General features: G+C 61.4%; 11 protein-coding genes. 4 read left to right on the top strand and 7 right to left on the bottom strand.

Annotated features, from left to right (window positions below):
• Window positions 1-150: 150 nt before the first annotated feature.
• The 5 genes from H6650_17260 to H6650_17240 form a co-directional block, all read right to left on the bottom strand.
• Window positions 151-258 carry a LysM peptidoglycan-binding domain-containing protein gene (locus tag H6650_17260; GenBank protein MCB8953758.1) on the bottom strand — a complete coding sequence of 36 codons (108 nt, stop codon included), beginning with the start codon at window positions 256-258 and terminating at the stop codon, window positions 151-153.
• 649 nt (window positions 259-907) lie between these two features.
• Entirely contained in the window at window positions 908-2,227 is a 1,320-nt protein-coding gene (locus H6650_17255; GenBank protein MCB8953757.1) for a M23 family metallopeptidase, read from the bottom strand.
• Between the two features lie 93 nt (window positions 2,228-2,320).
• Window positions 2,321-3,277: an ABC transporter permease gene (locus tag H6650_17250; protein MCB8953756.1), complete on the bottom strand. Its 957-nt coding sequence runs from the start codon at window positions 3,275-3,277 to the stop codon at window positions 2,321-2,323.
• A 45-nt stretch (window positions 3,278-3,322) separates the two neighbouring features.
• Window positions 3,323-4,402, bottom strand: coding sequence for an ABC transporter permease (locus tag H6650_17245; protein MCB8953755.1), 1,080 nt, complete (start codon window positions 4,400-4,402; stop codon window positions 3,323-3,325).
• A 206-nt stretch (window positions 4,403-4,608) separates the two neighbouring features.
• On the bottom strand, window positions 4,609-6,324 hold the full coding sequence (locus H6650_17240) for a peptide ABC transporter substrate-binding protein (GenBank protein MCB8953754.1): 1,716 nt from the start codon (window positions 6,322-6,324) through the stop codon (window positions 4,609-4,611).
• Window positions 6,325-6,538: 214 nt separating this feature from the next.
• On the opposite strand from H6650_17240, the gene polX reads away from it, so the two are divergent.
• The 3 genes from polX to ligA are packed head-to-tail and all read left to right on the top strand — an operon-like array spanning window position 6,539 to window position 10,994.
• Window positions 6,539-8,260 carry a DNA polymerase/3'-5' exonuclease PolX gene (polX, locus tag H6650_17235; protein ID MCB8953753.1) on the top strand — a complete coding sequence of 574 codons (1,722 nt, stop codon included), beginning with the start codon at window positions 6,539-6,541 and terminating at the stop codon, window positions 8,258-8,260.
• A 41-nt stretch (window positions 8,261-8,301) separates the two neighbouring features.
• Complete coding sequence (locus tag H6650_17230; GenBank protein ID MCB8953752.1) at window positions 8,302-8,946, top strand: SH3 domain-containing protein; 645 nt, start codon at window positions 8,302-8,304, stop codon at window positions 8,944-8,946.
• Window positions 8,947-8,954: 8 nt separating this feature from the next.
• Window positions 8,955-10,994, top strand: a complete 2,040-nt coding sequence (gene ligA / locus H6650_17225) for an NAD-dependent DNA ligase LigA (protein MCB8953751.1) — start codon at window positions 8,955-8,957, stop codon at window positions 10,992-10,994.
• A 126-nt stretch (window positions 10,995-11,120) separates the two neighbouring features.
• Here the strand turns inward: ligA and H6650_17220 are convergent, their stop codons facing one another.
• Window positions 11,121-12,062 (bottom strand): flippase-like domain-containing protein, encoded by a 942-nt coding sequence (locus H6650_17220; GenBank protein ID MCB8953750.1) that lies wholly within the window; start codon window positions 12,060-12,062, stop codon window positions 11,121-11,123.
• Window positions 12,063-12,150: 88 nt separating this feature from the next.
• Window positions 12,151-12,399 (bottom strand): hypothetical protein, encoded by a 249-nt coding sequence (locus H6650_17215; protein ID MCB8953749.1) that lies wholly within the window; start codon window positions 12,397-12,399, stop codon window positions 12,151-12,153.
• Between the two features lie 295 nt (window positions 12,400-12,694).
• Here H6650_17215 and H6650_17210 point away from each other — a divergent pair, with 295 nt between their 5' ends.
• Window positions 12,695-15,373, top strand: coding sequence for a phosphoenolpyruvate synthase (locus tag H6650_17210; GenBank protein MCB8953748.1), 2,679 nt, complete (start codon window positions 12,695-12,697; stop codon window positions 15,371-15,373).
• The last annotated feature ends 125 nt before the right edge of the window (window positions 15,374-15,498 follow it).

The following is a 15,498-nucleotide window of genomic DNA, read 5'->3' as shown; positions in this document are numbered from 1 at the left end:
GCGCAATCTCAGTGTTCCATCGCAACTGCGAAGGAACGGAGATTAAATAGGACCACGAAGTTGTCTCCTTACCGTTCCTTCAAACTGACGATGCCATTCCGTAGTTAATTTCATCGTCAGTCGTAAGTCAGATTGGACCAATTTTCTAGATTAAGGAGCGGCCGGGATACGGAGTTGCTGGCCCGGCTGAATGACATAGCTCGTCAGCCCATTGGCCTGCATAATTGCATCCACTGTAGAGCCATGTCTCAAGGCAATATCATAGAGCGTGTCTCCGGTGGCAACCGTGTAGGTTTGCGGACCGGTGGCGGGCGCGGCGCTTTGGTCCGTGGGTTGTGTCTGTGGGGCTGCCGCGCCGCCAGGGGCGGTGGCGGGGGCCGGTTGAGTGGGGGCGGGGGCCGGTTGGGCTTCGATGTCGCTGCTTCCTGTGCCAAAAGCGTTTTGGATGATGCCTGAACTGGTGTCAATCAACGAATTCAGGTCGTCGGATGATCCCGCCTTCTGTAGCATGTCGTTGGCCCAGGAGGTGAAGAAGGAGTTGATCAGCCAGCCAATAGCCAGGAACACGAGCAAGATACCCAAAAAATAGGAAGCGATCTTGCCCAGGTTTTTATTGGGCAGACCCTCCTTCATGATCAAGTGGTAGGCCAGGAAAAGCCCAACGCCTAATGGCACAAATCTAAGTAGTTCCGCCAGATTCATATGCTTTGTCCTCTCTGTGTTTTGGTAGCCGTTCAGGTGCAACGCCTTTCATTCATTTGTAACTATTAACGACCATCTTCCCGGAGGCGTTTTGATGCGCGATGAGTTGAATGACGCGACACTTTGGGCTTGAAATCGGGCTTCCGGGATGATATCGAGGTTGAATAGTTACGGGCATTTTAGGAAATCTCTCCGATTCGTTGTGCTATCTGGTTTCCGCGCCGTCACTTTCGGCGATTTGTTTAGGCAGCAGCAATCCAGGATCGACAAACCGGTTGGTGATCTTGTCGAATACGGTGTAATGGACGTGAGGGCCTGTGGCATAGCCCACCGCGCCCATGACGCCGACCGCCTGCCCCTTTTCCACGGTTCCTTCTTCAACCAGGTAGGAGCGCGCGTGCAGCAGCCAGACGATCCACTCGTCGTTTTCGATGCGGATCGTTGTGTTGCGCCAGCGGTCGGTGTAGGTGGTGACTTCGCCGGGGATGGGGGCTTGCAGAAGCGATGCGGCGTTGGAACTGGCAATGTCCACACCGGGCAAGTTGTAGGCGCAGCCGTGCACGTCTTGCGTGAGCAGGGGGTCTTCGCGCACGGGGTTGAGCGTGGGGCGGAGACTGGGACGACCCAGGATGTGCGCCCGCCCCAGGCAGGTTTGCGCGCCGATGTCCCGATCGGCGGGGAATTCCATGCGCGGGTTGGTGGGCAGGTCCATGTTGAGCAGGTTGGAAACGGCGTAAATGCCGGCATCCCACAATCGCGCGCCCACATCCAGGAGAGTGAGGGTGAGTGGGGGCTGTTCCAGGTCGAGCTGATGGGCGATCATGCTTTGGATGGCCAGGTGAGCGGGCCAGGCGCCCAATGCGCTGACGGTGACGGTTCCCAATTCTACGTCACGGTAGACCATATTCTGGTACTGCTCGTTGAAATTGTTCATGACGTAGGCGGAGGTGTGGGGATCGATGTGTTGGGCGGCGGAGATGCCGGCATTATACGCCAGATAACACCGCTGCAAAACCGCCGGATCGTGCGTCCCGTACGTCACCTCCGGACACCGCTTCTTGAACTCCAGCGCACCGACCGCCAACTGCGCCGCCACCTCCTGATCAGAGATAGGACCAGGCGTGAAACACGGCAATTGACCGGAGCGAACCAGGTCATACGTGCCCATAATGCCCGTGCAGTTCCGCGGATTCTCCGCCTGCATACTGCTTTCTTTATACCACACGACTAACGGTACTTCTCGAGGTATGTCTGTCTGGCGGGCCACTGAGTCAGCAACGGGCGCCCACTTCACCACTTGCGACTGGATCGCGCGCGGCAAAGCATACTGCCCATCCATGTAGGCCCGGCCACCATTTATTAAGCCCAACCCCACCAGCATCCACCAAAGCGTGCCCCACATGCCACGCAGTGTGCCCAGGAGCAGCTCTTGTGGTTGTAGCCCTAATCTGGGAATCAGTTCAAAACGCAGCCATTCTCGCAGCCAGGGAGGGAAAATCAACGACCACAGCGACGAAAACGACATACGGCACGATTATACTTTACTTGACGTAATGTACAAGGGATGACAGACCATTTTGTCAGTCCATAGTACCATTGTCGGATGCGCCAGACTACGTTACTTAACGCGCTGCGCCAGACGCGGGTCCAGCGCGTCGCGCAGCCCATCCCCCAGGAGATTAAACGCCAGCACGGTGATCATGATTGCCAGACCGGGGAAAAATACCAGATGCGGCGCGCTAAAGACCTGGTTGCGCTCGCTGGCCAGCATGGCGCCCCATTCCGGCGTTGGCGGTTGCGCGCCGAGTCCGATGAAAGAGAGGGCGGCGGTGTCCAGGATGGCCGTGGCGATACCCAACGTGGCCTGCACGATCAGCGGCGGGAGCGCATTCGGCAAAATGCGGCCAAACAGAATGCGCCAGGGGCTGGCCCCCAGGGCGCGAGACGCTTCCACGTAATCCTGCTCGCGGATGGAAAGCACGCTGGCGCGGATGACGCGCGCGTACGCAGGGATGCTGACAATGGCGATGGCCAGCATGGCATTCGTCAGGCCCGCGCCCAGGACGCTGACGATGGCGATAGCCAGTAGCAGGAACGGGAAAGCCAGGATCACGTCCATGATGCGCATGATGACGTTGTCTATCCAGCCGCCCACGTAACCGGCAATGGCCCCCAGGAATGTGCCCATGATGATGGCAAAGCCGACTGTGATGAAGCCGACGGAGAGAGAAACGCGCGTGCCATAAATGACGCGGCTGAGCACGTCGCGGACGTTGCCGTCAATTCCCATGATGTGCTGCGGCTGGTCGGCGGGGCAGCCCAGCAGGTGGATGCAGGGGGATTCTCGCTTGCTCACGTCTTCGATGCCGATGAGGACTTGTTCCGGGTCGTAGGGGGCGACGATGGGGGCGGCGACGGCGAGGAAAACGAGGATGACGAGGATGACGAGGCCGGCGATAGCTGACTGCTGCCGAAAGAGCCGCCGGTAGGTGATGCGCCAGAGGCTATTGGAGCGGTAGTCTGCCAGCGTGCCGGCACGGGGGTCATCAAGGGGGATTTCGGTTACAGTTGCCATGAAGTGGTCCTGGTGAGCGAATACGTCGGATGGTTTGCGCGTGTCTTAATCAAGGCGGATACGGGGGTCCAAAATGGCGTATGAGAGGTCCACGAGGAGGTTGATGGCGACGTAGCCGACGGAAATGACGACGACGAAGCCCTGGATGATGGGGTAGTCGCGGGCGGTGATGGCTTCGTAGAGGCTGCGCCCGACGCCGGAGAGGCCAAAAATCGTTTCCGTGAGGATGGCTCCGCTGAGGACGAGGCCCAATTGCAGCCCGGTGATGGTGACGATGGGCAGGAGGGCGTTGCGGAAGGCGTGTTTCATGACGACGGTGAACTGAGCCAGTCCTTTGGCTCGCGCCGTGCGGATGTAATCCAGCCCCAGGACTTCTAGCATGGCCGAGCGGGTCATGCGGGCGATGATGGCCATGGGGATGGTGCTGAGAGCGACGGCGGGAAGGACCAGGTGCTTGATGGCGTCGCCGAGTGTGGCCCAGTCGCCGGTGATGATGGCGTTGAAGATGTAGAAATTGCCGATGAATTCCAGGAATTTGGTCCAGAAGCCGCCTTCGACGAGGGTCCACTGATAGTATTCGTAGAAGGGGATGGGCGTCATGCCGGGAGAAAGGCGTCCGCTGGGTGGGAGCCAGAAGGGGGTGTCTTTGAGGACGAGGGCGAAAACGTAGGCGAGCATGAGGCCCAGCCAGAAGACGGGCATGGAGACGCCGATGTTGGCTCCCACCATGGTGGCGACGTCGATGAGGGAATTGCGGCGGACGGCGGAGATAATGCCGGCAGGAATGCCCACCAGCAGCGCCAAAATCAAGGCCGCCATCCCCAATTCAATCGTAATTGGCAGCCGCTCAATCAAAATCTGCATGACCGAACGCTTGAAGCGGATCGAATCGCCGAAATCGCCGCGCAGCACGTCGCGGGCAAAAATAGAGAATTGCACCGTGATGGGCTGGTCCAGCCCTTTTTCACGGAAGAAGCGCTCGCAGATTTCCGGGGTGGCCTTTTCTCCGAGGATGGCTGTGCAGGGATCACCGGGAATGGCCCGCGCCAGGGCAAAGGTGACGATGAGGACGCCGATGATCACGGGAATTGAAGCCAGAATGCGGCGGATACTATATTGAACCATGGCGACCTGCTCCGTGGGAGATACGCGATTGTGGTTGTGTTCAGAGAGACTGGCGCTATCTTCAAAATCGCCCCGGTTTAGGGCGCGGGGGAAACGAGTGCGGGATGGTTCGCGCGTCGGCAAACCATCCCGCACTAACCGGGTTGAATTAACTCACCATTCGGCCATGGGCGTCAGGGTAGTAGTTAATACGAACGACAAGGGGATTACTCGCCCGTATCGTTGATGAAGCCACCCCACAGAGCGGAGAAGTAGGTGAAAGCACCCGTGTTCCCGACGTGGTAGGGGCTGGAGGCATCCCACTGAATGCCCCAGGACATGACGACATCGTTGGCGTCCAGGTCGCTGCCATCGTGGAACTTGACGCCCTGGCGCAGGTTGCAGGTCCAGACGGTCAGGTCGGCATTGGCGTCGCAGGAGGTTGCCAGGGAGGGGACAACGGCCGTGCCGCCCACTTCGTAGGCCAGCAGGGACTCGGTGACTTGTTCGCAGGCGCGCAGGGATTCGCCGTCAGTCTCGTCGCCGCAGTAGAGGCTGATGGGTTCCGCGTTTTGCATCCAGACGAAGGTGTCTTTGCCTGGGTCCATCACGGAGAAGTTTTCGTTGCCCAATGGACTGGCGTGCGCTCCGGCAATGCCGGCACGATAGGCCACCGCCGAACCACCATGCGCCACCGGAATCATGGGCACATGCTGCTTGATCAGATTATTCGCCTCCACGTAAAACGGCTCGCGCTCGGCGTCATTTGACAGCGCCGCGCCCTTCGACAGCGCATCCGTGATGTCCGGGAACTTGTCGCCGAACTGCTGGGAAGCGCCCGCGCCGAAGTGGAAGTCAAGGAAGTTGGTCATATCAGGGTAGTCCGCGCCCCAACCCAACAGGTGCAGACCTGGCAGTTCGCCGGCATCCGCGGCGGCAATGAACGCCCCTGATTCCATCACCACGATTTCCGCGTCGATGTTCAGGTTTTCTTTCAACTGCGCCTGGATGTCTTGCGCGACCACACCCGGCTCCGGCAGGTAGCTGCGCACCACGTCGCGGTAAGCGATTTCCGTGGAGAACCCATCGGGGAAGCCGGCATCCGCCAGCATCTGGCGTGCCGCTTCAGGATCGAAGTTGTACCACGAATCGCCCACGCAGGCGTTGGGGATGGAGCAGGGCGTGAAGTGGCTGGCAACTTCCGAACCGGCGGGGTAGAAGTTGTCCACAATACGCTGCCGGTCGATGCCCATGGCGATGGCCTGACGCACCATTTCGTCGTTGAACGGTTCATACGTGTTGTTCATGCCGACGTAGAACACGTTCAGCGCGGGACGGTTGATCAGTTGCAGGGTGGCGTCGTCCGCAATGGTCTGGAAATCGTCCGGAGCCGGGTTGTCGATTGCATCCAGGGTTCCCGATTGCAACTCCAGCAGACGCGCGGCGGCTTCCGAGTTCCAACGGAACACCAACGTGTCCGCGATGGCCGCCGTGCCCCAATAACCATCATACTTCTTGTAGACGATTTCTTCGCCACGGTTCCAGGAATCGAGCATATAGGGGCCGGTGCCAATTGGCTTCTCCAGCAGTTGGCCGGAGCCGCCCGTGGATTCCAGGTACTCGCTCGGCTGAATGGCGAAGGCGCTAAAGGCTGCCTTGGAGGGGAAGGCCGGGTCAGGAGAGCACATCGTAAACTGTACGGTGTACTGATCCAACGCCGCGATTTCCTTGAGCAAGCCACCGTAGTCGCAGTTGTCGGCAGTCATCACCATTGGCTCGAATGCCGGCATTGGCTCTTCAGCGGGCGTTTCTTCCATGGCTTCGGTTGGCTCCGGCATTGGCTCTTCCGTTGGCGTGGCCGCGCCGCCACCACAGGCCGCCAGCACCAGGCCGATGACCAAAACGCACAAGAGCAGTAGATACCGCTTGTTCATAGACTTCATATTTCTTCTCCTTGAATCTCCTTGAGCTTATCAAACGAAATGTTGGATACCTTACGGCGACGGTTCCGTTGGAGCTAGAACCGCATCAGGTGAGAGGATACCAATAGTAGCACGGGTTAATCCGCATGACAAAAGGGAATAGCCGTGGCGATTTCGCGCAAAGACATGGGCGCTGAATCTGGTATAATTCGCTCGGAAAATGGGAAAGACCACTATGAACAATCGTGAAATTGCCGAACTATTCGAGAAAATCGCCGATATGCTGGCCATCCGCGGCGACAACTTCAACCGCATTATTGCCTATCGCAATGGCGCGGAAAGCATCCGCGCCTTGCCCCGCGATCTGAGCGCCATTCGTGACGAGGGGGCGTTGACGGATATTCCGGGCATTGGCAAGACGCTGGCGGAAAAAATCACGGAAATGCTGGACACGGGGAAGCTGGCATTCTATGAGCGATTGGCGGTGGAGATTCCGCCGTCGCTGCTGGATTTGCTGCAAATTGAGGGGGTGGGGCCGAAGAAGGTGAAGCTGTTTTACGACCGGCTGCGGATTACGACGTTGGATGAGTTGCAAGCGGCGGCGGCGGCGGGCAAATTACGCCAGCTTCCGGGAATGGGGGCGAAATCGGAGGCGAAGATTATTGCCGGCATTCAAAACCTCGCCCGCCTGCAAACAGACCGTGTGCCCCTGGGAGAAGCGTGGCCGATTGCCCAGGCCATGCTGGCCGAACTGGCCGCGCTCCCCGGCGTGACCGAGCATGCCGTCGGCGGCTCGCTGCGCCGTATGCGTGAAACCATCGGGGATATTGATTTACTGGTGGCGGCGGCGGACGCGGAGCCGGTGATGGATCGTTTTGTGTCACTGCCGCCGGTGGACGCGGTGGTGGGGCGTGGTCCCACGAAGGCGCGGGTGACGTTGCGGAATGGGATGGGGGTGGATTTGAGGGTAATGCCGGCATCTCGCTGGGGCACCCTCCTCTCCTACTTCACCGGCAGCAAAGCCCATAACGTCCGCCTGCGCGAAATGGCCCAAAAACAAGGCCTCAGCCTCAACGAATACGCCTTCACCCGTCCCGACGGCAGCGAAATCATCTGCGCCACGGAAGCCGACGTCTACAACATCCTCGGCCTCCCCTACATCCCCCCCGTCCTGCGCGAAGATCGCGGCGAAATCGAAGCCGCGCAAAACGGCCAACTCCCCACCCTCATCCAGGCCGGCGACATCCGCGCCGACCTGCACATGCACACCACCTGGTCCGATGGCCGCCTCAGCGTGCGCGAAATGGCCCAGGCCGCCCGCGCCCAAGGCCTGCAATACATCGCCATCACCGACCACTCCGCCAGCCTGGGCATCGCCAACGGCCTTTCCGTGGAACGCCTACGGCAGCAAGCGCGGGAAGTGCGCGCCGTAGACGCGGAAATGGGACCGGACTTTCGTGTCTTCCACGGCACGGAAATGGAAATCCGCGCCGACGGCACCCTTGATTTCCCCGACGACGTCCTGTCCGAACTGGATTTCGTCATTGCCGCGCTGCACGTTAGCCTGCGCCAGCCCCGCGAGCAAGTGACCGCCCGCGCCCTGGCCGCCGTCGATAACCCCCTCGTCCACATGCTGGCCCATCCTACCGGACGCCTACTGCCCGACCGCCTCGGCGCGGACCTGGACATGGACCGCATTCTCATGGCCGCCGCGCGCACAGGCACCATCATGGAAATCAATGCCAACCCCCGCCGCCTCGACCTGCAAGACAGCTACGTGCGGCGGGCGCAACAACTTGGTGTGCGCCTATCCATCAACACCGACGCGCACCACAGCGACGAATTTGCCCTGCGTCACTACGGCATCGCCACCGCCCAGCGCGGGTGGGCAACCGCCGCCAACGTGGTCAATACCTGGCCCGTCGCCCAGTTTTTGGCCCTCATCAAGCGTCATTAAGAGCTGGTGCTGATAAGATATGATTGGCTCATTCTTGGAGAATGAACCAATCTACACTCACATCCTTTATGGCACGATACGAACAACCCCCGGACCCACGGGAAACATCTCTTAATCAGCAGCGCAAGCGCCGGCAGCGCCGTGATACCGCCGAACCGATCCCCTGGCTCTGGCTGGGATTGGGCGTGATCGTCACCATTGCCGCCATCATCTTCTCCCTGTCGCTGGCAAACACCTTTCTCGCGCGCCCGCCCCTCTCCGTTTCCGTGGGCGCGACGCCGACCATCATCTATCTCACTGCGCCGCCCAGCCCCGTCCCCTCGCCCACGCGCATCTTGCCCACGCCCACCCCCATTCCCACCCTCACCCCAATTCCCACACCCAACCGCGCCACCCCCCCGCCGCAAGTGCAGGTTGACTTCTTCGCCGAAGTGGCAAACACCGATGGCATTGGCGTCGTTGTGCGCGGTGGCCCCAACGTCAGCAACATTCAAATCATGCTGGCGGACGAAGGAACAACTGTCCTGGTGATTGGCGGCCCGGAAACAGGGGGGGACTTTGAGTGGTGGCAGGTGCGGCTGGCGGACAGCACCGAAGGGTGGGTGGCCGCGCAGTTCCTGGAGCCTGCTTCCGCGCCCGCCGACGCCGCCGCCAACTATCTGCCGCCGACGCCCGTCAATCCCTGAGGCAAACCATGGAACCAGCAGCCCGTATCGGCCACCTGCGCGAGGAAGTCAATTACCACATCTATCGCTACCACGTTCTGGATGACCCCATCATTAGCGATGCGGAGTACGACGCCCTGTTTCAAGAACTGGTGGCGCTGGAGCAGGCCCACCCTGACCTGATCACGCCGGACTCGCCCACGCAGCGTGTTGGCGGCGCGGTCACGGAGGCTTTTGAGAAGGTGGCGCATCCGGCCCCCATCCTCAGCCTGGCGAATGCCTTTGACGTAGAGGACTTATACGCCTGGCGCAAACGGATTGGTCGTTTAATGCCGGCAGAAACATCCCTTGATTACGTCGTCGAACCGAAAATTGACGGCCTCTCCGTTGTCCTCACCTACGAAGATGGCCGTTTTGTGCAAGGGGCGACGCGGGGAGACGGCGAAGTCGGCGAGAATGTCACGCCGAATCTGCGCACCATCCGCGGGCTGCCGCAGCGCATCCCCATTGACCCCAGCAGCCACATGACGCCGCCGCCCTACCTGGTCGTGCGCGGCGAGGTCTTTTTCCCGCTGGACCGTTTCGAGGCGTTCAACGAAGCGCAGGCGGCCAACGGCGAACGCACCTACATGAACCCGCGCAACGCCGCCTCCGGCTCACTGCGCCAGCTAGACAGCAACATCACCGCCAATCGCCCACTGGCGTTGCTCTGCTACGACTTCGTGGCTTGGGAAGGCATTGACATCCCCCGGCAGTGGGCGCGGCTGGCGTATTTGCGCGACATGGGCTTTCCCGTTTCACCGGACGTGGCCTACTGCGCCAATTTGGACGAAGTGGCTGCCCAGTATGAACGGTGGGAGGCGCACCGAAATGAAATCAACTACGAGGTGGACGGCATCGTGGTGAAAATCAACGACCGTCCGCTGGCGGATAGTCTGGGCTTCGTGGGCAAAGATCCGCGCGGGGCGCTGGCGATGAAATTCCCCGCCCTGGAAAAGACGACGCGGCTGCTGGACGTGAAGGTGAATGTGGGGCGCACGGGCGTCCTCGCCCCCGCCGCCGTGTTAGAGCCGGTGGAAATTGGCGGCGTGGTGGTGCAGAACGCCACGCTGCACAACTACGACGAAATCGCGCGCAAAGACATCCGCATTGGCGACCGCGTCTGGGTGAAGCGCGCCGGGGAAGTCATTCCCTACATCGTTGGCCCGGTGACGGACCTGCGCGATGGTTCGGAGCAGGTGGTGACGCCGCCGGAGCGCTGCCCCTTTTGCGACGCGCCCGTGGTGCGTGTGCCGGGGGAGGTGGCTCTTTATTGCGATAACCCGGCCTGCCCGGAGCAGTTGGTGCGGCGCGTGGAGTACTTCGTCAGTCGCGGGGCCATGGACATCGGCACGTTTGGCTCGCAGACGGCGGCGCTGCTGTTCGAGAAAGGGCTGATTCATGACGTGGCGGACATTTACTACTTGCAGCGGGATGATCTGCTGGCGCTGGAGGGGTACAAAGAGAAGAAGGTGGATAACTTGTTGGCGGGGATAGAGGCCAGCAAGAGTCAACCGCCGGAGCGGTTGCTGGCGGCGTTGGGTGTTCGCTTTGTGGGCGGCGTGGTGGCGGGGTTGCTGCTGGCGACGCTGGGGAGTCTGGATGAGGTGGCGGCGGCGACGCAGGGGCGGCTGGAGGAGATTGAGGGGATTGGTCCGCGGACGGCGGCGGCAGTGGTGGCGTGGTTTGCGGATGAGCGGCACCAGGCGGTGCTGGCAAAACTGGGAGAGGCGGGGCTGCGGTTTGCCGTGGCGCGACCGGCGTCACGGGGGGAGGCGCTGGCGGGGAAGACGTTTGTACTGACGGGGACGCTGCCGACGCTGACGCGGGAGGCGGCGAAGGGGTTGATTGAGGCGCGGGGGGGAAAGGTGACGGGGTCGGTGAGTGGGAAGACGGATTATGTGGTGGCGGGGGAAAATGCCGGCAGCAAACTCACCAAAGCCCAACAACTCAATATCACAATCCTGGACGAAGCCGCCCTGCAAGCCCTGCTCGGCGCGGAGCCGGGCGTATCAAGTTCAAATCCGTAGCTGGCGCTGGTAAATGCCGGCAAAACCCTCATAACGGCTCATCGTTACGGCTCATCGTTTGGTGAGTAAAGCATGGTTGCCTCCTACTCCCAGACATCCTCCTTAATGCCCCTTGCTGGCGTGGGTTTATTTGGCAGATGGTCGGCGGTGGAGGAGGGACCAGAGGTAGACGGGCGCGCCGGCGAGGCCGGCGAGGCGCATGGCGGTGAATTCGAGGAGGGAGAGGGCGACGGCCTGGCTTTGGCTGATGCCGGCACTGGCAAACAACAAAGGCGCCACTGCCTCCCGCACGCCCAGCCCACCCACGGAAGGGGCCAGCAAGGTCACGGAGAGCAGGGGGACGGCGAGCAGGTAGTAGTGGAGGGGGATGTTGTAGCGGAGGGAAATGCCGGCAATCACCCACCACCCAATCAGCATCCCATTAAACAGAACCGACACCCCCAACGCCCCCGCCACCGCCCGCCAACCGCATCCCCGCACCGCCGCCAGCAGTTGCGCCACCGGTCCATCCCCTACGGGCGAAAGCAATGCCGGCAACCACCGCCCAAAACGCCGCAACAACCGTCCATCCAGCAGCACAAACCCACCCACCAGCCCGGCCAGAGAAATCGCCGCCACCACCGCTGCTTGCGCCGGCGGAAAATCCGGGGGGCGGAAGGGGAGCGTGAGCAGGGCGAACAAGAACAGCACCATCAGCCCGGTCAGCCGGTCCACGAGGACGGTCCCCGCCGCTGCCGCCGGCGTGGCGTCCCGCGCCGCCTCCACCACGCGCACCACATCCCCACCGAAGCCGCTGGGAAGAAAGACGTTGAAGAAATTGCCGGCAAAATACAAACTCACCAGACGTCGAAAAGGAATCTCGCTGCCCAACCCACGCAGCAACACCCACCAGCGCCCCGCGCGCAGCACCAGGCTGGCATTGATCAAGAAGAACATCGTCACCAACCCCGTCCATTGCACGTTGGCGATGGTCTGGCGCAGTTCTTCCAGGTTGATTTGCGACGCCGCCAGCGCCAACCCCAAAATCGTGACGCCAATTTTCGCTATGGTTGACCAGTATTTTCGCATAGTCAGTAAACACAAAACCACAAAGTAGAATTCCTGTCAGCCGGTGATGGTAATAGGGAAGGGTTCATTGGCGTTTACATGGTCAGCGTCAGTCACCCTGCAAACGGCGTAAATGGTCCACATCCGCCAGGTCTTGTGGACGTCCCATGGCCAGTTTGTTGGCAATAAAATGCTCTTGGGACAGGAATGGAATTGTTACGCCCTCCAATTCTGATTCTTCCCGCGTCGCATAGCAAGTCTCAAACTCAATTCCCGTCGGATGTCCAATAAAACCAATTGTCCAGGGCGGTTTGCCTAACCAGAAGTGATGACCCGCAATATCTTCGATTAGCTCCATATACGTCTCCCTGCCTCCGCTGACAATGATAAACACTTCTACCAAACGCTCATGGTAAGGCCTGGTGGCCCAGTAAGCGATGGGCGGCGGTGGTTGCTCGCCTGCCGGCAAAAACGTTATTGTGCGTTCAATCTTCTGGCGTAATTTCAAATTCATAAAGCAATTATAACGCTTAATGACCTGATTTGCGCGCGCGGTGACTGAAAATTGACAATAACGACACTTGTGGGTAATGTCCCCCGCATGACATCGGTCGTTTAATCGGTGCAAAGTACCGGCAAGGAAGTGTGAACACATGTCTCTCTATACGCTCCCATTGGAAAGTCCAGATGCTACCCTCGCTGTCGCCGGGGGCAAAGGGGCAAACCTGGCCCGTCTGGCGCAAGCGGGGTTGCCTGTGCCCGGTGGGTTCTTGCTCACGACGGCAGCCTACCGGACTTACGTCGCCCATAATGGATTGCGGGAGTGGATCCTGGCGCAGGTGGAGCCGCTGGCGGGGGCGGCGGGAACAGCGTTGCCGGCATCGTTGCAGTCGGCATCAACGCGAATTCGGACACGGTTTGGGGAAGGGGAAATGCCGGCATCTCTCCGCCAACCCCTCCTTCACGCCTACCAAACCCTCGGCAGCCCCCCCGTTGCCGTACGCTCCTCCGCCACCGCCGAAGACCTGCCCGACCTCTCCTTCGCCGGACAGCAGGACACCTTCCTCAACGTGCGCGGCGCGGATGCCTTGCTCGCCGCCGTTGTCGCCTGCTGGAGCAGCCTGTGGACGGCGCGGGCCATTGGCTACCGCGCCCGCAACCACATCCCCCAGGATGAGGTCGCTCTCGCCGTCGTCGTGCAGCAAATGATCCCCAGCCAGGCGTCCGGCGTCCTGTTCACGGCCAACCCCCTCACCGGCCAGCGGGACGAGACGGTGATTGACGCCGTGCTGGGGTTGGGCGAGGCGCTGGTGGCCGGGCAGGTGGAGCCGGACAGCTACCTGGTGGACGCGCAAAACCGGCGCATTCGGCGCAAAACGTTGGGGGCCAAAGCGATTGCCATTCACGGCCTGCCGCAAGGGGGCACGGAAACGGTTGCCGCGGACGCCGCCACGCGGCAAGCCATCCCGGATGAGGTCATTTTGCGGCTGGCGGACCTGGGGCAACAGGCCGCGGCCTTATACGGTATCCCTCAGGACGTGGAATGGGCCTGGGCGAATGAGCAACTCTATCTCCTGCAATCTCGCGCCATCACCTCCCTCTTTCCCCTGCCCGCGCGCCTGGGGGCGGATGAGCCATTGCGCGTGCTGGTTTCATTTGGCGCGGTGCAGGGGATGCTCGATCCCATCACGCCGCTGGGGCAGGACGCGCTTTGTACGTTGTTTGCCGGCGGCGGCGGCTTGCTTGGCTATCCGACCACGCCGACGGCGCAGCGGGCCATGTTCAGCGCGGGCGAACGGCTGTGGATTAACTTCACCCCCGTTATTCGTCACCCCATGGGCCGTCGCATGATGCGGGCGGCTTTTCCGCAGATTGAGCCGGGCGGGGCGCGGACGATTGACGGCCTGCTGAGTGACCCGGCCCTGACGCCGGGTAAATCAGGTTTTCCCGCGCCGCTACGCCGGGCGATGCTACGGCGGTTGCCGGGCATGCTCGGGCGCGTGTTGCTGACGGTCCTGCGCCCGGCGGCGCGGCGCAAACGGGCGCACCGCGTGCTGGAGCAGTATGTGGCGGCGTATGAGGGACGATTTGCCGGCATAACCAGTTTGACGGAATGGGTAGACACCTTTGCCGATATGTTGTACCAGGTTCCCCTGCGCCTGATCCCCGGCGTTCTGCCCGTTGTGGTCGCGGGGATTGGTTCCTTGCAGCAGTTGAAGGGATTGGCGGCGGGTGTGCCCGACGCGCCGGACCCACTGGAGTTGATGCGTGGCCTGCCGCATAATGTAACGACGGAGATGGACCTGGCATTGTGGGCGACGGCGGCGCGGATTCGGGAGGTGGGGGAGGGGGATTGGTTTGAGAAAATGCCGGCATCCACCCTCGCCGCGGCCTACCTCCAAAACCAGATGCCGCCCGCCGTCCAGCAGGCCATCGCCCCCTTTCTGCGCCAGTACGGCATGCGCGGCCTCGCCGAAATTGACTTAGGACGCCCCCGCTGGCGCGAGAACCCCACGCCTATCATGCAAACCCTGCAAAGCTACCTGCAAATCAACGACGCCAACATGGCTCCTGACATGGTCTTCCGCCGTGGCGCGGAGTACGCCGAAAGCCAGATCGCCCCGCTCGTGGCCGCTATCCGGCGTCAGCGTGGCTGGCTCGTGGCCCAGTTCGCCCGGCGCGCCGCCCACCTCGTGCGCGAAGTTGCCGGCCTGCGCGAACTGCCGAAATACATCATCGTGCGCCTCATGGGCCTGGCGCGTGTCGCTCTCCTGGACCAGGGGGCGCGCTTGACGGCGCAAGGTATCCTGCACGCCCCCGACGACCTGACCTTTCTCCACTTTGCCGAACTGCGCGCCCTGGCCGCCGGCGACCGGCAAGATTGGATCGCACTGGTTGCCCAACGGCGCGAGGCTTACGTCCGCGAGAAGCGCCGACGCCAGGTTCCGCGCGTCTTGCTCAGCGACGGGCGGGCGTTTTATGATGGCGTTGGCGCCGGCGCGGACAGCGAAACGTTGCTCACGGGTAGCCCGGTATCGCCTGGCGTCGTTGAAGGAACCGTGCGCGTTGTTTTCGATCCGCACGCCGCCGGCCTGCAGCCGGGGGAAATCCTCGTCTGTCCGGGCACGGACCCCGCCTGGACCCCTCTCTTTCTCGCCGCCGGTGGCCTGGTGATGGAAGTGGGCGGCATGATGACGCATGGCTCCGTGGTCGCCCGCGAATACGGCATCCCCGCCGTTGTTGGCGTGCATGAGGCGACCAGTCGCCTGCAAACGGGCGACCGCGTGCGCGTGGATGGCACGACCGGGCAGGTAGAGAAGGTTGCGGGCTAACGGATAGCCGGCAACGATAAACGGTCGCTTCAGGAGTGGAGGAATCACGGATGGCGTGGATTTTCCTTTCACTTGTGTTGTTCCCTGTTCGTCCGCGCCCCACTTTTGCTGGAGTCAAGTATAAT

Source organism: Ardenticatenales bacterium, assembly GCA_020634515.1.
Lineage (GTDB): Bacteria > Chloroflexota > Anaerolineae > Promineifilales > Promineifilaceae > JAGVTM01.
This window is presented reverse-complemented; position numbering and strand designations above follow the sequence as displayed.

Excerpts from the sequence above, each read along its gene's own strand:
- polX (MCB8953753.1), top strand. The coding sequence starts at position 6,539 with ATGAACAATCGTGAAATTGCCGAACTATTCGAGAAAATCGCCGATATG.
- H6650_17210 (MCB8953748.1), top strand. The coding sequence starts at position 12,695 with ATGTCTCTCTATACGCTCCCATTGGAAAGTCCAGATGCTACCCTCGCT.
- H6650_17240 (MCB8953754.1), bottom strand. The coding sequence starts at position 6,324 with ATGAAGTCTATGAACAAGCGGTATCTACTGCTCTTGTGCGTTTTGGTC.
- H6650_17255 (MCB8953757.1), bottom strand. The coding sequence starts at position 2,227 with ATGTCGTTTTCGTCGCTGTGGTCGTTGATTTTCCCTCCCTGGCTGCGA.
- H6650_17215 (MCB8953749.1), bottom strand. The coding sequence starts at position 12,399 with ATGGAGCTAATCGAAGATATTGCGGGTCATCACTTCTGGTTAGGCAAA.
- H6650_17250 (MCB8953756.1), bottom strand. The coding sequence starts at position 3,277 with ATGGCAACTGTAACCGAAATCCCCCTTGATGACCCCCGTGCCGGCACG.
- H6650_17220 (MCB8953750.1), bottom strand. The coding sequence starts at position 12,062 with ATGCGAAAATACTGGTCAACCATAGCGAAAATTGGCGTCACGATTTTG.
- H6650_17245 (MCB8953755.1), bottom strand. The coding sequence starts at position 4,402 with ATGGTTCAATATAGTATCCGCCGCATTCTGGCTTCAATTCCCGTGATC.
- H6650_17230 (MCB8953752.1), top strand. The coding sequence starts at position 8,302 with ATGAACCAATCTACACTCACATCCTTTATGGCACGATACGAACAACCC.
- ligA (MCB8953751.1), top strand. The coding sequence starts at position 8,955 with ATGGAACCAGCAGCCCGTATCGGCCACCTGCGCGAGGAAGTCAATTAC.